Annotated in this window: 27 protein-coding genes and 1 tRNA gene; 14 read left to right on the top strand and 14 right to left on the bottom strand. The window is 64.9% G+C overall.

What is annotated here, in order from left to right; genetic code table 11:
- Positions 1-76: 76 nt before the first annotated feature.
- From selD to G5V65_RS00120, 5 genes are all read left to right on the top strand, one after another.
- Entirely contained in the window at positions 77-2,263 is a 2,187-nt protein-coding gene (gene selD, locus G5V65_RS00140; RefSeq protein WP_165046397.1) for a selenide, water dikinase SelD, read from the top strand.
- A gap of 216 nt (positions 2,264-2,479) precedes the next feature.
- Positions 2,480-4,483, top strand: a complete 2,004-nt coding sequence (locus G5V65_RS00135) for a hydantoinase/oxoprolinase N-terminal domain-containing protein (RefSeq protein WP_165046396.1) — start codon at positions 2,480-2,482, stop codon at positions 4,481-4,483.
- 61 nt (positions 4,484-4,544) lie between these two features.
- Positions 4,545-4,621 (top strand) — tRNA-Met (locus tag G5V65_RS00130).
- Between the two features lie 523 nt (positions 4,622-5,144).
- Positions 5,145-5,624, top strand: coding sequence for a DUF7931 domain-containing protein (locus G5V65_RS00125; RefSeq protein ID WP_165046395.1), 480 nt, complete (start codon positions 5,145-5,147; stop codon positions 5,622-5,624).
- A 5-nt stretch (positions 5,625-5,629) separates the two neighbouring features.
- Entirely contained in the window at positions 5,630-6,250 is a 621-nt protein-coding gene (locus tag G5V65_RS00120; protein ID WP_165046394.1) for a hypothetical protein, read from the top strand.
- 9 nt (positions 6,251-6,259) lie between these two features.
- Here the strand turns inward: G5V65_RS00120 and G5V65_RS00115 are convergent, their stop codons facing one another.
- The 14 genes from G5V65_RS00115 to G5V65_RS00050 form a co-directional block, all read right to left on the bottom strand.
- Positions 6,260-7,312, bottom strand: a complete 1,053-nt coding sequence (locus G5V65_RS00115) for a tyrosine-type recombinase/integrase (protein WP_343162798.1) — start codon at positions 7,310-7,312, stop codon at positions 6,260-6,262.
- Positions 7,284-7,520 (bottom strand): hypothetical protein, encoded by a 237-nt coding sequence (locus G5V65_RS00110; protein WP_206526641.1) that lies wholly within the window; start codon positions 7,518-7,520, stop codon positions 7,284-7,286. Before G5V65_RS00110 ends, G5V65_RS00115 begins: the two co-directional genes overlap by 29 nt.
- Positions 7,517-7,759 (bottom strand): hypothetical protein, encoded by a 243-nt coding sequence (locus tag G5V65_RS00105; RefSeq protein ID WP_165046392.1) that lies wholly within the window; start codon positions 7,757-7,759, stop codon positions 7,517-7,519. The genes G5V65_RS00110 and G5V65_RS00105 overlap by 4 nt, the downstream gene beginning before the upstream one ends.
- A complete protein-coding gene (locus G5V65_RS00100; protein WP_165046391.1) occupies positions 7,756-7,995 on the bottom strand; it encodes a hypothetical protein in 240 nt (79 codons plus the stop codon). Before G5V65_RS00100 ends, G5V65_RS00105 begins: the two co-directional genes overlap by 4 nt.
- Positions 7,995-8,135, bottom strand: coding sequence for a hypothetical protein (locus tag G5V65_RS00095; RefSeq protein ID WP_165046390.1), 141 nt, complete (start codon positions 8,133-8,135; stop codon positions 7,995-7,997). The genes G5V65_RS00100 and G5V65_RS00095 overlap by 1 nt, the downstream gene beginning before the upstream one ends.
- Entirely contained in the window at positions 8,132-8,446 is a 315-nt protein-coding gene (locus G5V65_RS00090; protein ID WP_165046389.1) for a hypothetical protein, read from the bottom strand. The genes G5V65_RS00095 and G5V65_RS00090 overlap by 4 nt, the downstream gene beginning before the upstream one ends.
- Positions 8,439-8,657: a hypothetical protein gene (locus tag G5V65_RS00085; RefSeq protein WP_165046388.1), complete on the bottom strand. Its 219-nt coding sequence runs from the start codon at positions 8,655-8,657 to the stop codon at positions 8,439-8,441. The genes G5V65_RS00090 and G5V65_RS00085 overlap by 8 nt, the downstream gene beginning before the upstream one ends.
- Complete coding sequence (locus G5V65_RS00080) at positions 8,654-9,277, bottom strand: hypothetical protein (RefSeq protein ID WP_165046387.1); 624 nt, start codon at positions 9,275-9,277, stop codon at positions 8,654-8,656. Before G5V65_RS00080 ends, G5V65_RS00085 begins: the two co-directional genes overlap by 4 nt.
- On the bottom strand, positions 9,274-10,098 hold the full coding sequence (locus tag G5V65_RS00075; RefSeq protein ID WP_165046386.1) for a ParB N-terminal domain-containing protein: 825 nt from the start codon (positions 10,096-10,098) through the stop codon (positions 9,274-9,276). Before G5V65_RS00075 ends, G5V65_RS00080 begins: the two co-directional genes overlap by 4 nt.
- A 104-nt stretch (positions 10,099-10,202) precedes the next feature.
- Positions 10,203-10,496: a hypothetical protein gene (locus tag G5V65_RS00070; protein ID WP_165046385.1), complete on the bottom strand. Its 294-nt coding sequence runs from the start codon at positions 10,494-10,496 to the stop codon at positions 10,203-10,205.
- 61 nt (positions 10,497-10,557) lie between these two features.
- Complete coding sequence (locus G5V65_RS00065; protein ID WP_165046384.1) at positions 10,558-10,755, bottom strand: hypothetical protein; 198 nt, start codon at positions 10,753-10,755, stop codon at positions 10,558-10,560.
- Positions 10,752-10,964: a hypothetical protein gene (locus G5V65_RS00060; RefSeq protein WP_165046383.1), complete on the bottom strand. Its 213-nt coding sequence runs from the start codon at positions 10,962-10,964 to the stop codon at positions 10,752-10,754. The genes G5V65_RS00065 and G5V65_RS00060 overlap by 4 nt, the downstream gene beginning before the upstream one ends.
- A 207-nt stretch (positions 10,965-11,171) precedes the next feature.
- The gene (locus G5V65_RS00055; RefSeq protein ID WP_165046382.1) at positions 11,172-11,690 is read right to left on the bottom strand and encodes a hypothetical protein; all 519 of its coding nucleotides are present in this window, start codon (positions 11,688-11,690) and stop codon (positions 11,172-11,174) included.
- Between the two features lie 215 nt (positions 11,691-11,905).
- On the bottom strand, positions 11,906-12,241 hold the full coding sequence (locus G5V65_RS00050) for a helix-turn-helix domain-containing protein (RefSeq protein ID WP_165046381.1): 336 nt from the start codon (positions 12,239-12,241) through the stop codon (positions 11,906-11,908).
- 86 nt (positions 12,242-12,327) lie between these two features.
- Here G5V65_RS00050 and G5V65_RS00045 point away from each other — a divergent pair, with 86 nt between their 5' ends.
- From G5V65_RS00045 to G5V65_RS00005, 9 genes are all read left to right on the top strand, one after another.
- Entirely contained in the window at positions 12,328-12,537 is a 210-nt protein-coding gene (locus tag G5V65_RS00045; protein ID WP_165046380.1) for a hypothetical protein, read from the top strand.
- A complete protein-coding gene (locus tag G5V65_RS00040; RefSeq protein WP_165046379.1) occupies positions 12,537-12,899 on the top strand; it encodes a hypothetical protein in 363 nt (120 codons plus the stop codon). The genes G5V65_RS00045 and G5V65_RS00040 overlap by 1 nt, the downstream gene beginning before the upstream one ends.
- Positions 12,896-13,036, top strand: a complete 141-nt coding sequence (locus G5V65_RS00035; RefSeq protein ID WP_165046378.1) for a hypothetical protein — start codon at positions 12,896-12,898, stop codon at positions 13,034-13,036. The genes G5V65_RS00040 and G5V65_RS00035 overlap by 4 nt, the downstream gene beginning before the upstream one ends.
- A 509-nt stretch (positions 13,037-13,545) precedes the next feature.
- Positions 13,546-14,619 (top strand): hypothetical protein, encoded by a 1,074-nt coding sequence (locus tag G5V65_RS00030; RefSeq protein ID WP_165046377.1) that lies wholly within the window; start codon positions 13,546-13,548, stop codon positions 14,617-14,619.
- Positions 14,619-14,870, top strand: a complete 252-nt coding sequence (locus G5V65_RS00025) for a hypothetical protein (RefSeq protein WP_165046376.1) — start codon at positions 14,619-14,621, stop codon at positions 14,868-14,870. Before G5V65_RS00030 ends, G5V65_RS00025 begins: the two co-directional genes overlap by 1 nt.
- Entirely contained in the window at positions 14,867-15,088 is a 222-nt protein-coding gene (locus tag G5V65_RS00020) for a hypothetical protein (protein ID WP_165046375.1), read from the top strand. Before G5V65_RS00025 ends, G5V65_RS00020 begins: the two co-directional genes overlap by 4 nt.
- On the top strand, positions 15,088-15,600 hold the full coding sequence (locus tag G5V65_RS00015; RefSeq protein WP_165046374.1) for a DUF1937 family protein: 513 nt from the start codon (positions 15,088-15,090) through the stop codon (positions 15,598-15,600). Before G5V65_RS00020 ends, G5V65_RS00015 begins: the two co-directional genes overlap by 1 nt.
- Positions 15,600-15,893, top strand: a complete 294-nt coding sequence (locus tag G5V65_RS00010; protein WP_165046373.1) for a hypothetical protein — start codon at positions 15,600-15,602, stop codon at positions 15,891-15,893. The genes G5V65_RS00015 and G5V65_RS00010 overlap by 1 nt, the downstream gene beginning before the upstream one ends.
- Positions 15,890-16,120, top strand: a complete 231-nt coding sequence (locus G5V65_RS00005) for a hypothetical protein (RefSeq protein WP_165046372.1) — start codon at positions 15,890-15,892, stop codon at positions 16,118-16,120. The genes G5V65_RS00010 and G5V65_RS00005 overlap by 4 nt, the downstream gene beginning before the upstream one ends.
- Positions 16,121-16,174 lie beyond the last annotated feature (54 nt).

The following is a 16,174-nucleotide window of genomic DNA, read 5'->3' as shown; positions in this document are numbered from 1 at the left end:
ATCGGGCGCGGGGGCGGCCCCTCGCCTTTGCCCGGGGCAGGGGCTAGGCTGCCGGGCGGACAGCAATGGATCGGCGATGATGCAGGACCCCCTTCCCCTTGTTCAGGATATCGTGCTGGTGGGCGGCGGCCATGCCCATGCGCTTGTCCTGCGGATGTGGGGGATGGATCCCCTGCCGGGGGTGCGGCTGACGGTGGTGAACCCGAACCCCGCCGCGCCCTATACCGGCATGCTGCCGGGGCTGATCGCGGGGCATTACCGCGCGGAGGAGATCATGATCGACCTTGTCCGCCTGGCGCGCTTTGCCGGGGCGCGGGTGATCCTTGACCGGGCGGTGGGGATCGACCGCGCGGCGAAGCGCATCCGTCTCGCGGGCGGGCGGACGCTGCGCTACGACATCGCCTCGGTGGATATCGGCATCGGGTCGGACCTGCCGGAGGTGCCGGGATTTGCCGAACATGCCGTGGCGGCCAAGCCCCTGGGCGATTACGCGCGGCGGTGGGAGCGGTTCGTGGCAGAGGCGCCAGCGGCGCCCGCGCTCGTGCTGATCGGGGCGGGGGTCGGCGGGGTGGAACTGGCCCTGGCCTCCAGCCATCGGTTGCGGGCGGCGGGGCGGGTGCCGCGCATCACGCTGCTGGAACGGGGGGATGCGGCGCTGCCCCATATCGGCGCGCGGGCGCGGGCGCGGCTGATGCAGCGGATGGCGGCAGAGGGGATCGCGCTGAAGACCGGGGTCACGGCGGCGGCGATCGGGGCGGATCATGTGCTGCTGACGGATGGCACGCGGCTGGCGTCGGATTTCACGCTGGCTGTGGCGGGGGCGCGGGCACAGGGCTGGCTGGCGGAGACGGGGCTTTCCCTGCAGGACGGGTTCATCGCGGTGGACGCGCATCTGCAAAGCTCTGACCCGGAGATCCTTGCCGCCGGGGATTGCGCGCATCTGACCCATGCGCCGCGCCCGAAGGCCGGGGTATTCGCCGTGCGCGAGGCGCCGGTGCTGCTGCACAATCTGCGGGCCCTGGCGACGGGGCGGCCCTTGCAGACCTATCGGCCGCAGCGGGATTACCTGAAGCTTGTCTCGCTGGGCGGGCAGGCGGCAGTGGCCGACAAGTTCGGCCTGCGGTCGGGGGGGGCGTGGCTCTGGCGGTTGAAGGATCGGATCGACCGGGAATTCATGGCGAAATTCGACGCCTACCCCGCGATGGCGCGGGCCCTGCCCGAGCCTGCGGTGCGGGGGCTGGCCGAGGCGATGGGGGCGAAGCCCATTTGCGGCGGCTGCGGGGCGAAGGTGGGGGCAGGGGCGCTGGGCGACGCGCTACGCGCCATGCCGCGCCCCCTGCGCGGGGATGTGCTGGCCGGCGCGGGCGATGATGCGGCGGTGCTGCGCCATGGCGGGGGGGTGCAGGTGATCACCACCGATCACCTGCGCGCCTTCACGGCGGATGCGGCGCTGATGACGCGGATCGCGGCGATTCATGCGCTGGGTGATGTCTGGGCGATGGGGGCCGCGCCACAGGTGGCGCTGGCGCAGGTGACGCTGCCGCGCCTGTCGGCGGCGCTGCAGGCCGACATGCTGGCCGAGGTGATGGCTTCGGCGGGCGAGGTGTTCCGCGCCGTGGGGGCGGATGTGGTGGGCGGCCATACGACCGTGGGGGCGGAGTTGACCATCGGCTTCACCGTGACGGGGCTTGCGGTTCTGCCGGTGACGAAAGGGGGCGCGCGTCCGGGGGACGCGCTGATCCTGACCAAGGCGCTGGGATCGGGGGTGATCATGGCCGCCGAGATGGCTTTGGAGCGGCTACCGGGGGGGATTTTGGGCGAGGCGGTGGCGGGGGCGCTGGCGCAGATGGGGCGGATGCAGGACCGGGCGGCGGCGGTGCTGGCCCCGGTGGCCCATGCGATGACGGATGTGACGGGGTTCGGGCTGGCGGGGCATCTGTTGGAGATGCTGGAGGCATCGGGTTGCGGGGCGTCGTTGCAGATGGAGGCCGTGCCCCTGCTGCCGGGGGCCGAGGCGCTGGCGGGGCAGGGGGTGGAAAGCTCGCTCGCGCCTGCGAACCGGGCGGCGGTGGCGGGGCGGATGGCGGGGGGAACGGGCGCGCGGGGGGCGCTCTTGTTCGATCCGCAGACGGCGGGGCCCTTGCTGGCGGCGGTGCCGGGCGATCAGGCCGAGGCGGTGATCGCGGCACTGGCGGCGGCGGGCGAGGCTGCGGCGGTTGTGGGCGTGGTGGAAGAGGGGCCGGCCTTTCTGCGGGTGGTGTGAGGGGGGCGAAATCTGACGCAGATTTCGCGACGATTTCTGCACGCAGAAATCGCCTTGTAGACGGGGCATGACGGATGGGGGCCGGAATTTGCGTCAAATTCCGGCGCGGTTTCTGTGTCAGAAACCGCTTTGGCGACAGGAAAGGGTCGCCTTCGGGGGTGAACTTGGCCGCGCTTCGCATTAGGTGCCGGACGGAAGAAACCGGCAGGCGGAACGATGGCGTATTTTCTGGGCGTGGATACAGGCGGCACCTACACCGATGCGGTGATCGTGGACGAGGCCGCGACCAGGGTGATCGGATCGGCCAAGTCGCTGACGACGCGGGGCGATCTGGCGCTGGGCGTGGGCCGCGCCGTGGATGCGGCGCTGGCCGAGGCGGGCGTTGCCCCGTCCGAGGTGGCGCTGGTCTCGCTGTCCACCACGCTGGCCACCAATGCGCTGGTCGAGGGGCAGGGCGGGCGCGTGGCGCTGGTCTTCATCGGCTTTGCCGATGCCGATCTGGAGCGGGGCGGCCTGGTCGAGGCGCTGAAGGGCGACCCGGTGATCCGGCTGGCGGGCGGCCACAGCCATGCCGGGGGCGAGATCGCGCCGCTGGATCTGGCGCGGCTGGAGGCCGAGGTGGCGGCGTTGGCCGATCAGGTGATGGGCTTTGCCGTGGCGGCAAGCTTTGCCACCCGCAACCCCGCCCATGAGGTGGCCGCGCGGGAGGTGATCCGGCGGGTGACGGGGCGGCCCGTCACCTGTTCGCATGAACTTTCGGCCAATCTGAACGGGCCGAAGCGGGCGCTGACGGCGGTGCTGAATGCCCGGCTGATCGGCATGATCGACCGGCTGGTCGCCGCCTGCGAGCGGCATCTGGATGCCGTGGGCATCCATGCCCCCCTGATGGTGGTGCGCGGCGACGGCGCGCTGATCTCTGCCGCCATGGTGCGCGAGCGGCCGATCGAGACGATCCTGTCCGGCCCCGCCGCCAGCATCGTGGGGGCGCGCTGGCTGACGGGCGAGAAGGATGCGCTGGTCTCTGACATCGGCGGCACCACCACCGATGTGGCCCTGCTGCGCGACGGCCTGCCCGAGATCGACCCGCAGGGCGCGCGGGTGGGCGGCTTTCGCACCATGGTCGAGGCCGTGGCGATGCGGACCAGCGGCCTTGGCGGCGACAGCGAGGTGCATCTGATCACCGAAGGGCTGGAGGGCGGGCTGCGGCTGGGGCCGCGTCGGCTTGTCCCGGTCTCGCTTCTGGCGGTGGAGCATGGGGCGATGGTCCATGCGGCGCTGGACCGCTGGCTTTCGGCCGATGCGGTGGGCGAATTCGACGGGCGCTTCGCCATTCCGATGGGGGGCAATGCCGGCGGGCTTGGCCCGCGCGACCGGGCGGTGCTGGAGCGGCTGGTGCAGCCCATGCCGGTGGGGCAGGCGCTGACCTCGCGCCTTGAGGTGGCCGCGCTGGAGCGGCTGGTGGCGCGGGGCCTGGTGATGATTTCCGGGGTGACGCCCTCGGATGCGAGCCATGTGCTGGGCCGCCTTGCCGCCTGGGATGGGGCGGCGGCGGAAAAGGCCGTGCGCCTGCTGGCGCGGCGGCGGACGGGCCGGGGCGAACGCTTTGCCCCCGATGCGCCGGTGCTGGCGCAGGGGATCGTGGATCAGCTGACGCAGCAGACGGTGGATTGCCTGCTGGAGGCCGCCTTTGCCGAGGACGGCGCCTTTGCCGGCGAGGCGCCCGAGGCGCTGGCGCGGCATCCCCTGGTGGCGGCGGGCCTGAGGCCGCATCGCGGGATCGTGGAGATCACGGCCCGGCTGGGCGTGCCGGTGATCGGGCTGGGGGCATCGGCCCCGTCCTATTACGGCGCTGTGGGCGAAAGGCTGGGCGCGCGGATGGTGCTGCCCGCCCATGCGGGCGTGGCCAATGCCATCGGCGCGGTGGTGGGGCAGGTCAGCCAGCGGGCGACGGGCACCGTCACCTCGCCCGCCGAGGGGCGCTTTGTCGTGCATCTGGGCGAGGGCGTTCAGCATTTCGCCGATCAGGACGCGGCCCTTGCCGCGCTGGAGGCGGCGCTGGTCGAAGAGGCGCGCAGCCGCGCCCGCCTGGCCGGGGCCGAGGATCAGCGCGTGACCGTCACCCGCGACATCCGCGCCGCCGAGGTGGAGGGGCGGCAGATGTTCATCGAGGCGGTTCTGACGGCCACCGCATCGGGGCGACCGCGCGTCGCGCATTCCTGAAGAAAAGCGTGGCGATCGTGGCTTGACGCCACCTGTGCTGCACTGTAGCTAGCCCGCCAGTGGCTAGGTAGCTCAGTTGGTTAGAGCATGCGACTCATAATCGCAGGGTCGGGGGTTCGAGTCCCCCCCTCGCCACCATTTCGAATCAAGCACTTATGCAGAATCTGAGGCGGCTCCGTCGGAACCGTTTACAGGTCCGTTTACAGTTCGCGTTCTGCCTCTGTGCTTTTCCCCAACCAGTAATCCTCGGGCCAAAGGAGCCTTCGCGTCGTTCTGATGCGAAGAAGGGTAACGAAAACTTTGACCGTGGTGAGAATGTCGAACGGTTGCCGCCTGTGCTCTACGTCACACATAAACAGATGCAAAACGTGTATCTGTGCTGGGCGGAGCACCTACTTAGGATTGGCTGGCCGACCTTCGGATAGATTGTCCACGCTCGGCATGTAGATGACGCTCTAAGGGGAAGAGGCACATGATGAAGCCGCGCCAGTGCTGCAATTTTGCTGCATTGTGCTGGCACCATTCGTGTGCGAAAAACGAGGAAGCACGGCTTGTGGGGGCTCGCCGTCTGCTCACCTCAGTAGTTGCCATGAGGCTTGGCAGTTTCTTGTCGTGAGGAAAGTCAATGAAAATAGATGCTTATAGCGCGAAGATCGACAGAATGATCAGCGTTGCGGATGGCTCTATCGCGCTCAATGGATCTACCTCCCATGCCGCCGTTGTGCTTGAGCGCATGCTGTCGCGCGGGCAAGATAGTGTCAGAATCATGACGCGGTACCTTGATCCTCGGATCTATGCAGACAGTGCGACAGTTCTCGCGGCAGCGGACTTTCTTCGCGGTGGCAAGAAGCTGCGCATTCTCGTCGATCAGGTGAGCCCTGAGAAAGAAGCAGAGGTGTTTGAGCGGCTCGCCGATGAGGGCGACATCCAGATCAAGCAAGTTCCTGAAGCGTTCAGAAATGGTATTGCCATCAACTTCAGCCTGATGGATCAAAAAGGCTTCAGGCTTGAAAAGGACGAGAGTGGCGCAACAGCGGTTGTGTCGTTTGGGCAGAACGATCTGAACGAGCGATTGATGACACTTTTTGATAAGGTGTGGAAAACCTCGACGCCAGTATTGCTTAGAGCAAAGGTTAACTGAAGAAGTTGCTGAATGCTGAGATTATTCCGAACCTGGAGCCAATGCTAGGAATGGCATTGGCTTTCAATTTGGCGTATCTCAATCTGCCAATCTTTCATTTTCTTTCACAGATCAGCGAGGCGGTTGGGACAAAAATAGATGCCTTGCCTGACTCGACCAAAAGGCATGTAGAGAATACGCCGTGGTTTAAAGACGCGGTTCAGATCGCAAAAGTTAAGAACTTGGAGCGCGTGCAGTTTCACAACAGCCGCTCTGGATCTTTGTGGACTCCTTTCTCCAACAAGTTGTGCGCAGTCCTTTTCAATGTTCTGTTTAAGTTCAGGCTGGCAAAGGTTTTGTCGATCCTTCTTACGGCGACCTGCTGTCAACTGATCATCCTCGGCGTGATGATCGACATTATGCCTTCAGCTATGGTTACAGCCGTACTAGTGCAGCACACCCCTGCACCCTTCTTCTTGGCGCTACTATCCTTCCTTTGGCCGATAATTGTAATCGGGGCAGGCGCATCGATTCGCATAATAACTGTACGACAACTTAACTACACCCTTGCTGGTCTTGGAGTGACAGCAATGGATGAGGCGGAAGAGGCGTTGAAAAAAGCTGAACAAGTTGTTGAAGCAAAGTGAGTTTTTTCACTATGCCTCTGCTTTTCCCTTTTGCCAGGTTTCCAGCTTCCCGATCGCCGATTCCGCCAACCTCCGATCGGGGCCGAGGTAATGCTTCGACAGGATGGAGTTAGCGTCGGTCGGACTGTGGCCGGTGATGCTGCAGATCTCCGGCACGGTGCAACCGGATAGGGCCAAGTTGACGACGGCCGTGCCGCGCGTGTCGTGGAACGTTCGGTTCTCGATCTTCGCTGCTGCCTTGGCCTTCCCGAAGCTTGTCTTGTAGCCGTCCAGCGTCCAGGGCTTGCCCCGGCTGTTCACGCAGATCACCGGGCCGGTTCGCTTTGCCTTTGCCGCGTCCAGGACGGCGCGCAGATCGACGGTGAGGGGCACGGTCAGCCATTTCCCGCCCTTCGATTGCCGCAGGCGGATCACCTCACCGTCATATGCTTTCCAGGTCAGCCGGAGAATGTCGGTCTCGCGCTGCGCAGTGCTGAGAGCGATCAGGAACGGCAGAGCCACATGGGGCTCTGCCACAGCCAGGAATGCCTCGACCTCGGTGTCGGACCAGATGATGTCCACGCGGCTGCCCTTGTGTAGCCTGCCCGGCCTGGCGAGATGGTTCTCGCGGATGGTCCTGCGGTCATGCGCCCATGAAACGATTCTGGCCATCACCGTCAGGCAATAGTCGGCCTCCCGGGTGCCAGCGGTTACGGCGATGCGATCGCGCCAGTCCAGAGCCTCGCCGCGGATGCGCGGGTCGTCCAGAACCTTGATGGGCAGGTCGCCGAACTCCTTCTCCACCTTGCGGATCCGCCGGACGTAGCCGCTGCGCGTGGCTTCGGCCAGATCCTTGAAGGCCGGGCTTCGCTGATAGGCGTTGATGATGAACTGGAACGTTCCATCGTGGTGGGTCGGCCTGTCGCGATCGGCGGTCAGCCTCTGGAACTCCGCGATGAACTCCGGCGTGTCTGGCTCGGCCTCGATCCGCGGCCCGCCCCTCCACGCGTAATGATGCGTCTTGGTCTCGCCCGAGGCGAGGCGGCGCTTGACCTTATGAACGCCCTTCAACACGACCTTCACGCTTGGCTTTCCATGTGGCGAATGCATCCTCTGGCGACGGCGCGGCTGGCGCATCGGTCAGGACGATAGAACCGTCTGCCGAGATCTCGCAACGGGTCACTGTCATGCCGGCCGCTTTCGCCGCCTTGATAGCGCGGGTCACGTCCGCCTGCCTGAACGGGCTGGCTCGTCGCTTGGGAGGATGGTTGATGATCTCATGCCTGGTCACTTCGGCCCCTCCAACCTAGGCGTGGTGTCCTGTTTCATGTCGCGGCGCACCCGCACCCGATACCCCCCGGTTCGGCCCTCCCCACGCAGCACCTTCACCTCGATGCCGGGCCGCAACTTGTTGTCGTCGCCATAGCAGCCGAGGGAGGTGCAGACCTCGCGAGCCAGTCGGTCGCGCAGCTCGTTCTCGCTCACCTCGATCTCGTGGGTGACGATGGATGTGTCGATCAGGCTGGTCATGCTCTCTCTCCATTCTGCGCGGCGATGCGCGCCTCGAACTGGGGCCAGTAGATCCGCCGCGCCTCTTCGCAGGTGCGGCGGACGATCTCGGCCGTCGACAACGGCAGCAGGCCCGTTCCCCGGCAGACCTGGCACTGGATGACGGGCCGGATGATTGCGGTGGTGTCGATCATCTCGCGCCGCAGCTCGCAGGCCGGGCAGGGTTCGTTGTTGCCGTGCAGGGTGTGGTCAGGCATCACGTCACCGCCCACAGCAGCAATGCCCAGCCGCATGCGCCCAGAATGGCACAGGGGGTCACCCACCAGCCGGATGGAAGCTGCTCCCAGCGGTCAGCGGCGGCGCGGCGGATGCGGTGCAGGGCGGCAGTGTAGGTCATCTGGCGGCTGCCTTTTGCAGAAGCGCTGTCCCCTCGCGGATGATGGCATCCCATTCGGCCGTGCTGACACCGTCCGGATCAACCCGGGACATGGCATCAATCGCGCGGGACAGCGTGTTCTCGATCTGGCGCGATATCTCGGCCCTGCCCGCCTTCAGAACCAGGTCCTGCAGCCCGTGGCGCTGAATGCAGCCATTCACGCTGGCCTTCGATGTGCCGATCTCGCGCGCGATCTCGGCGACGGTTCTGTTTCCATCTGCGAGGCGAAGGACAGCGGCCTTGAGTTCGCCGTATGGGAGGCGCTCACCCATGCCGCCCCTCCACCAGCTCGCGGACATGCTCCACGGTCGTGTCATGGATCGCGGCGACCCGCTTCCAGACGCCAAGCAGATCGGGGCGCAGCAGGACGCCGCCCGGGGTGGCCTTGCGCGCCGCGCGGGCGTGCTGGTCGTAGGTTGCGAGGATCTCGGGGGAATCGACAATCATCTGCATTTCCTCTCCGATCGCGTAAACCTTGGTCATGCCGCCACCTCCAGCGCGTAGCCGCCCCACTGATCCGCCCATGCCTCTGCCATCCCGACAAAGGTCTTGCTGCGGACCTTCCAGCGATCCGGGCCGGGGCTGGCGCGATGGATCATCGACCAAGCCTTGTGGGCATCGGTGCCGGGTTTCGGCGGGGTCAGCCGCTGCGTCGGCTCCAGCGCAGGCAGGCCACGCGTGTAGAGGCCGGTTGCCTTGAATGCCGGATCACCGAACCACCACGGCTGCACGATCTGCGGCTTCGGCAGATCGGCGGGCATCCGTTCCCGCGCGTGCCTGTGCATGACCGGGTTTTCCAGCGCCACGCGGTCAACCGGCGCGTTCCAGCAAGCGGCGAACAGCGCGACTGCTTCGTCCAATTCGCCCCACAGGTTCCGCTCGTGCAGCCACCGGACGCCGGAATTGCACAGGCGGGTGCAGGGCGGGTTGCAGATGATCAGCAGATCCCAGCCGTCAGCCAGATGGTCGCACACGTCGCCTTGGATGTGCCGGTTCGTCGGCTTGTCGGCGGGCAAGAGGTCGCACTGCCACGCGTCATGGCCGCGCCGCAGGAAGGCATCGAGGGCAACGCAGGAGGTGGCGCAGCCGATCAGCACCTTCATGCCGCTACCGTGAAGCCGTGCTCCAGTATCTGCCGCTCGAAGAACTGGCGCTTCGTCGGTGCGGTCGGAAGGCGCTCGACACCCGCATAGCGTTCCGCCGCCTCGATCACCTGGTAGGGATTGCGCTTCCGCAGCACGGCAACCAGGTCTGCATTCACGAAGGCCGGATCAGAGGCGACGGCCGTCAACCACGGGGTCAGGACATAGTCTGCATACAGCGCGACCTTTTCGGGTTCGTAGGCCCGCAGCGCTTGCAGTCCGGCCGTGACCGCGCCAGCCTTGCCTGCCTCGACCAGCTTCCTGATCAGCGCGATGCAGAACACCTCGCCGGGTTTCTTGTCCTTTGCGAGGGTGGAATTGTTCATCATCAACCTGCAGTCCGCCGCCTCGACGGCATCCCGGCAGGAAACGGCCCAAGGTTCCCGCGCAGCCAGTGCGGCCCGGTAGACCTGATGGCCAGAAACGCGGATCTGCGATCCGTTCACATGCACAAAGGCCCGCGCCTGCTCCGCCTTGGTCACGGTGGTGATCATGGCCGGGACGCGATCGAAGCCGCAGATCGCGGCGGCATGTGTCCGGTGCTGGCCGTCGATGCAGCTGTAGAGGCCGCCTTCGATCGGGGCCAGCAGGACAGGTGAGAACCGTGACCAGTGAAAGTCAGCCGCAATGCGCTTGATCGCGGCCCAGTTGTTCGGCTTCAGCTCGCGCTGGTATTCGTCATCCATGACGATCTTGCTGATCGGGATCCAGTCCAGCATCGGTGCAGGCTGGTCGGCAGGCGTGACCTGCTCGCAGTTCTGAATGTCGATGTGGCGGAGCATGGGTCCAATCCTTTTGGTAAAGAACCCCGGCAGCGATGCTGCCCGCCGCCGGGGAGTTGCCAACTTGGGAGGTGCCGCGATTACCCGCGCGGCACGGGGTGGGGTCACTTCGCCGCGACTTCCTCGCCGGGAACCGCCACAGGCGGGCGGTTGATGGCCGCGATCTGGCGCAGGGTGTCGAGGATGTTCTTGCCGCCACCGGCGCTGGACGCCGCACAGCCGCCGCCATCGGTGTTGGTCCAGTAGAGAACCTCGCCGGGGTTCAGGTCCGAAATGACCGGCACGAGGGTCGCGACATCGCAGCCATTGGCGGCGAAGATCGACGCGTCCGGCTCGGCGGCCGTGGCGAGGGTGGTGGTGCCGAGCATCAGCGCGGCGGTCAGGAGCAGCTTCTTCATGGGGTCGTTCCTTCGGGTTGGGGAAATGCGCAGGTCTGACCCGCCCGCGCTCGGGATGGGGTCAGAAGCCGCGCAGCTGCTCGGCCTGATCGAGGACCGCGCCGATCTGCGGAACTGCCGCAGCGGCAGCGCCAAGCAGGACGGCGAAGGCCATGAGTGCGACGGCCGTCATGCAGGCCGCGATGATCGCTGGCGCAGTTTCGGCGACGTTCTCGATCGCGATGCGGCGGGCGTTGATCCGGGACTGGGGCGATCTCATGCCGCGTCCTCCGGGAAGGCGGCGCGGATGACCTCAGCGGCGCGACGGGAGGCGAGGCGCTCCATCTGGTCGGCCTTCAAGGCCCACCAGGCTGTTGAGATCAGGGCTTCGAAATCCGGCTCGTGAAGGAACTGGCCGGGATTGCCAGCGATCTGACGTGCGCCGATCAGCTGGGCGCGAGACGGGAGAGGGGGCTGGGTACGCGGCACGGGGGCCTCCATCGGTTCTGATGGAGGGGAAGATACTTGCCAAATGACAAATTACAAGGTCAAAATTTGCCAAGTGACAAAGAAAATTTGTCACGCGGCGATTGCTGTAGCCAGAATCGGCCGATTTTCTAGTTAGCTAGGGTCCGTAGAGCGATGCGAAGGCCGTGCGGATTGAGCGCCCTTCACCCTTGCAGGTGACCGGGCTATTCAGTTGCCGAGCTTCTCGATCTGATCCAGGGCCCATTCAAATGACGTGTACCCGTCGACTCTCGGATCAAGCATCGAAACATCCCTGAGGGCTCTTCCCCTCAAGACAAACGCCTCGCATCTGGCTGTACCTCTGAGTGGGGTGCCGAAGGCATTGGCTGCATCGTAGTCGAAGTAGAGGCTCAATTTGTCATGCGGGGTGGCTTGAAAGCGATCGACCTTCTGGTCGTGAAGCCGCTTCAACTCCGCGTCGCGTCTGTTTTTCTCGATCTGGTTCAGTGCGCGCCTCTTGTCGTTGGCGTAGAGATAGTCGTTCTGAAGCGCAACTGTGCGTTCGACATCGGTGGCGGTTACTCGGTTGTAGGTCGCCGGCGATCTTAGTCGGTCCAGGAGAACCTCCTCGCACTTCGCCAAGAGCAGCGACTGATCGGTCAATCCAGTTGCCTTCCAGTAGAAAAGACCCGCTCCAGCAATGCCCACTGTGGCTGCGATAGCTGCAACAAGAACCTTCTTTGCCAATCTAATCTCCTGTCTGTTCTCAAAGTGATTCCACCCAACTTGTAGCGCCCTTCTGGAACTTCTCGCGGCGGTCATCTGCCGGGCGCACAAGATGCGCTACCTTGGTGTTCTCTTTATGTTCTGCTAAGTGTGAGGTGCCTCACTGGGGGTATGCATGAACCGTGATGAATTCGTCAGACTGATTATCGAGCTACCAGACGACGATATTGAGGCGATTATCCGCCGCTTTGAAAGCGCCGAGAGGCCAGAAACAGGGCGTAGTCCTCCAGCTTCCTCCGAGTCTCATCGTCAAATTCGTCGTACATCGCAACAACAGCCGACCGGCGATCCGCCGGGGCTGGCGCCTCGCCGAAGAGAATGAAGCGTGAGGTTGTGCCCAGGATTCCTGCAAGGCGATCTGCATTGTCTGCAGACAGCTTGGCAGACGGGCGTCTCCAGAGGTTGTTGATGGTGTGGTACGGAATTCCAGCCGCTCGTGCCGCCTCGGCTAGGTTCATGCCGCTGGCGTCGAGCAGCGTCTGAATTCTCTGTGCGATGGCATTCTCGATCATGGTGCGAACCTACCCGTTCCACGGGCGCAAGAGCAATTTGCCGTTTGCCAGTTGACAATCGTTAGTCAAATGACAAATAACGGGGCATGGACCCGAACATCATCATCGCAGACATCGAGCGCTATGCCCGTGACGCTGGCTTGAAACCCACGACGATCTGTCAACTTGCGCTCGGCAACCCGCGTTACTTTGACCGGCTTCGCTCTCGGATCGGCAGATTCCCCGAGGAAGCTGAACGCCTTCGCCAGTGGATGGCAGAGCACCCAATTCCTGACAGCAAAGCAAAGGCATCCTGATGTCATCGCCCCGTCTCCATCTGGCCCATTCCGGCCAGCCTTCGCAGGCATCCGCGCAAACCGGATGCTCGAATGAGTTCCGAGTCATCCAGGGCGGCCGCCGTCGGCGCCGCTCCGATGCCGAGGTGATGAAGGCGGATCTTGCGATCCTCTGGCAGCGCTTCGTCCAGAACGTGTTCGGCTATGGGCCGGGCGCGCGGACCGACACCGCGATCGAGTTTGGCTGCACGCTCCAGACTGCCTGCAACTGGCATGATGGCGTGGTGGGGCCGATGGGCCATGCCGTGGCCCACGCCTCGCAGGCGTTCCCAGATGAATACGATGCGGTCTTCCGGCCCGATCGGCAGCGGAGGGCGGCATGATGGTCGACAACCTTGTCTTTCAGCTTCGTGACTTTGCGGCTCGCGCTCCTGACCTTGGCGCGCTCCCCCGCCCGCAGCTGCGGGACGTGATCATTTTGGCCGCCGCGCTGGTGGCGGCCATTGCCGGGGTGATGTGATGCCCGGCTCAAACGGATTTGACCCCGCCGACATCAGCGCCTCGGGCGCGGGACGTGCAGCATGACCGCGATAACCGTCATCGCCATGTCGAGCATCGCCGTCGTCAGCTTCTTCGCTGGGATGGCCTTCGCAGCTTGGGTGATCGCCGGATGAAACGCCTGTCCGCGCCGACTGCCTGATTTCCGGCGCGGGCCACTTCCCGGCGACTGCCATCGCCGGGCCTTTATTCGATCGGTCGCGCTCTCCTCCTCCCTGCGCGATCCAGCGCCCGCCCGTTGTGGGGCGATGGGCGGGCGCACCTAGCCCCATCCGCCCCGAAGGTAAGACTATGCAGACCATTACCGAACATCGGAAAGAGAGGATCGCCGCTGAGGTTGCGGCACGCTATGGCGTCCAAGTCATGCCGGACGCGGTGCAGATCATCCCGCAGGGCGTGTCGGGTTTCCCCGGCTTTGTCTTTGACGGTTTCCAGCTGGTGCCGGTGGTGAAGCAGTCCCGGGGCGAGGCCATGCGCGCCATCAAGGCTGCTAACTGGCGCAATGCAGCCCGCCAGCGCCGCCTGGCGAGGGTCGCCAGTGAAGAGAAGATCAGTCCTGCAGCGAAGTCTCCGAGGGTCATCGCGGCCGAGGCCCGCCTGGATCAGGTGCGGGACATGGCGGCGAAGGGCGCGACGGTGAAACAGATCGCGGCCTATCTCGGCATCCTCGAGAAGTCAGCTGGCAAGTACTGCCGAGATCACGGCGTCCCGGTCGCAAAGGTCGAGCCGAAGCGCAAGGAGATCCTCGCGGCCAAATGCGCAGCGGCCCTTGCCTTCGGCCAGGAAGCCCCGCGGACGATCAAGGACTATGCCGTGTTCCTGGGAACCAATGTCCGATCCGCGCATGCCTTCGTCACCGGGCATGACCTTCCGTGGGTTCGCGTAGAACGCGGGGCAACTGGCAATTCGCAGCGTGACCGTCAGATCGAGCGGGGGAAGGCGATCCGGGCGAGGATCGAAGCGCGGCGTGTCAAGGTGGCGCGCATGTTCAGCGACGGTCTGTCGATGCGGGCCATCGCCCGCAAGCTCGGCGTCATGGATTTCACCATCAAGCAGGACGTCGTGGCTCTTGGGCTGGACCGGAGCGCATCCTCGGCAAAGTCCAGGAGCGAGGCGCAAGAGGACCGCGCGCGGCGCATGATCGAGGCCCGGGAGGCCAAGATACGGGCGAAGAAGGAAGCCGCGGAAGAGCGGCGCAGAGCGCGGAACGAGGCGGAAGCTGCCCGCAAGATGGCCCGGGCCGAGGAACTGGCCCGCAAGGTTTCTGAGCGTCGCGCTGCGGTGAAGGAAATGCGCCTGCAGGGCATGTCGATCCCCCGCATCGCCAACCAGTTGTGCGTGGCACGATCGGTGATCGACCGGGACATCTCTGCGCTTGGCCTGACCACAAAGGTTCATCCCTGCGGATATGTCGGCAATGTCGCGCTTATGGATCAGGTCCGGGACCTTCGGGCTAAGGGCCTCAGCGGGCTTGAGATCGCGCGCCGCATGGGCATCGCGAAAAGCACTCTCTGGCGCATGACCAATGCGATGGAGGCCGCGTGATGGCTGTCCGCAACAATGTCTGGAGCGATGAGGACATCCTTGAAGTCCTCGACCTCCATGAGCGCCATGGCATGACGGCGTCTGAGATTGCCAGGCGCAAGGGTGCCAGCCGGTCCGCGATCTGCGGCCTGATCTACCGGGCGAACTTCGACACCGACCGAGCCGAGGCCGGATCCACGGTGGCGAAGCCGGAGAACATGGACGGCGGCATGCCTGCTTGCTGGTGGAAAAAGCGGCGGAGGGCCGCATGATGCGCCGCGCCACCGACTTCACGCTCTGCAACGACAAGCTGACCGTCCTCGAGTTCGAGGGCACGGTGCAGCTGATCCTCTATCAGGAAGGTTGGCCGGAAGGTGACCGCAAGGTGATCGGCAACCTGTTCTGCGATGCCGGGACGGCAGCGGAACTGGAGGCGGTGGCGCGGCACATTCGCGGATTGATCCCGGCAGAGAAGACGGAGGCCGCGTGATGCCTGGCACCGCCAGCCCCGACTGGGGGCGGATCTTCGGCCCATCGCGGCGCCTCGCTTGGGAAAGCCGCATCTGGTTCGGCGCTGGCCCAAGCACGGTGGCTAGGTTCACCGATGGCGGCAAGCCGATCTACCTCGCCACGCCATACACGAGCCGCGTGACCGGGGCCGATGGCCGCTGGTCATATGAGGCATCGCTGCATGCCTCGGCGCAGGCTGCGCGCGAGCTTGGCCGACTGGCGCGGGTTCAGGTCACCGGGATCAGCCCGATCGTGCAGTCCGCCGAAATGGTTCACGCCGAGGCATTCGAGCGGCAGATCGACGGCCTGGCCCTCGATCCCCTTTCCCGGGCCTTCTGGCTGCGCTGGTGTGTTCCTCTCCTGAACGTCTGCGGCGCCATTGTCGTTCCGGACATCGAGGGCTGGCGTGAAAGCGCGGGCGTCTATTCCGAGGTCATGTGGGCGCTGCGAGAGACGAATGTGCCGGTCTTCTTCTATGCGGGGGATATCTGATGGCCCGCACAGTGCTGAGCGAGGACGAGCGTGTTCTGGTGGCCGCGATCGCGACCTTCTGTGTGTCCTGGCAGTTCCCGGAAGAGCGGCGGACCATGCTCGGTCTCATCGCCCATCATCTTCCTCATGTGCGGAGGGAAGTGCCACTCGCCGATCTGATCGTCGCGGCGGAGCAGTTCCAATCGGCGAAGACCTCGGTCGAGTGGGCCTATGCCAAGGCAGCAGCTTGCCGCGCGCTGGTGCCGATTCTGCGCCTCGATCTCTCCCTTTCCGGAGCAGGTGCGCGGCGATGACAGATCCAGCGCTCTCCATCTCGCCGGAACGGGCCAAGATCATCGCCGGAGCCTATTCCGGCATGGATCGCGACGAAGCGGCCCGCAAGATCTACAACGACGTGTCGGTCGCTCTGGCGATGTCGATCGAGAACCTCGCCAAGATAGATGAGCGGGCCGTGATCGACACGCTCGACTTTGCGCTGCGGCAGCTTGGGGCATCGATGTTGATTTGCACTGAGAGCTGACCCGGGTTTTCCATCGAGAAGTGACCCACCATTGGTTATGGATTTCGTGTCATG

It is taken from the genome of Paragemmobacter kunshanensis (genome assembly GCF_011059185.1).
GTDB lineage: Bacteria > Pseudomonadota > Alphaproteobacteria > Rhodobacterales > Rhodobacteraceae > Paragemmobacter > Paragemmobacter kunshanensis.
The sequence above is the reverse complement of the archived record's forward strand: the minus strand, read 5'-3'. Positions and strand labels throughout refer to the sequence as shown.

Bases quoted from the DNA above. Each gene is read 5' to 3' on its own strand.
- selD (WP_165046397.1), top strand. From the start codon at position 77: ATGATGCAGGACCCCCTTCCCCTTGTTCAGGATATCGTGCTGGTGGGC.
- G5V65_RS00135 (WP_165046396.1), top strand. From the start codon at position 2,480: ATGGCGTATTTTCTGGGCGTGGATACAGGCGGCACCTACACCGATGCG.
- G5V65_RS00125 (WP_165046395.1), top strand. From the start codon at position 5,145: ATGATCAGCGTTGCGGATGGCTCTATCGCGCTCAATGGATCTACCTCC.
- G5V65_RS00105 (WP_165046392.1), bottom strand. From the start codon at position 7,759: ATGACCAGCCTGATCGACACATCCATCGTCACCCACGAGATCGAGGTG.
- G5V65_RS00100 (WP_165046391.1), bottom strand. From the start codon at position 7,995: ATGCCTGACCACACCCTGCACGGCAACAACGAACCCTGCCCGGCCTGC.
- G5V65_RS00095 (WP_165046390.1), bottom strand. From the start codon at position 8,135: ATGACCTACACTGCCGCCCTGCACCGCATCCGCCGCGCCGCCGCTGAC.
- G5V65_RS00090 (WP_165046389.1), bottom strand. From the start codon at position 8,446: ATGGGTGAGCGCCTCCCATACGGCGAACTCAAGGCCGCTGTCCTTCGC.
- G5V65_RS00085 (WP_165046388.1), bottom strand. From the start codon at position 8,657: ATGACCAAGGTTTACGCGATCGGAGAGGAAATGCAGATGATTGTCGAT.
- G5V65_RS00080 (WP_165046387.1), bottom strand. From the start codon at position 9,277: ATGAAGGTGCTGATCGGCTGCGCCACCTCCTGCGTTGCCCTCGATGCC.
- G5V65_RS00075 (WP_165046386.1), bottom strand. From the start codon at position 10,098: ATGCTCCGCCACATCGACATTCAGAACTGCGAGCAGGTCACGCCTGCC.
- G5V65_RS00070 (WP_165046385.1), bottom strand. From the start codon at position 10,496: ATGAAGAAGCTGCTCCTGACCGCCGCGCTGATGCTCGGCACCACCACC.
- G5V65_RS00065 (WP_165046384.1), bottom strand. From the start codon at position 10,755: ATGAGATCGCCCCAGTCCCGGATCAACGCCCGCCGCATCGCGATCGAG.
- G5V65_RS00050 (WP_165046381.1), bottom strand. From the start codon at position 12,241: ATGATCGAGAATGCCATCGCACAGAGAATTCAGACGCTGCTCGACGCC.
- G5V65_RS00045 (WP_165046380.1), top strand. From the start codon at position 12,328: ATGGACCCGAACATCATCATCGCAGACATCGAGCGCTATGCCCGTGAC.
- G5V65_RS00040 (WP_165046379.1), top strand. From the start codon at position 12,537: ATGTCATCGCCCCGTCTCCATCTGGCCCATTCCGGCCAGCCTTCGCAG.
- G5V65_RS00035 (WP_165046378.1), top strand. From the start codon at position 12,896: ATGATGGTCGACAACCTTGTCTTTCAGCTTCGTGACTTTGCGGCTCGC.
- G5V65_RS00030 (WP_165046377.1), top strand. From the start codon at position 13,546: ATGCGCGCCATCAAGGCTGCTAACTGGCGCAATGCAGCCCGCCAGCGC.
- G5V65_RS00025 (WP_165046376.1), top strand. From the start codon at position 14,619: ATGGCTGTCCGCAACAATGTCTGGAGCGATGAGGACATCCTTGAAGTC.
- G5V65_RS00020 (WP_165046375.1), top strand. From the start codon at position 14,867: ATGATGCGCCGCGCCACCGACTTCACGCTCTGCAACGACAAGCTGACC.
- G5V65_RS00015 (WP_165046374.1), top strand. From the start codon at position 15,088: ATGCCTGGCACCGCCAGCCCCGACTGGGGGCGGATCTTCGGCCCATCG.
- G5V65_RS00010 (WP_165046373.1), top strand. From the start codon at position 15,600: ATGGCCCGCACAGTGCTGAGCGAGGACGAGCGTGTTCTGGTGGCCGCG.
- G5V65_RS00005 (WP_165046372.1), top strand. From the start codon at position 15,890: ATGACAGATCCAGCGCTCTCCATCTCGCCGGAACGGGCCAAGATCATC.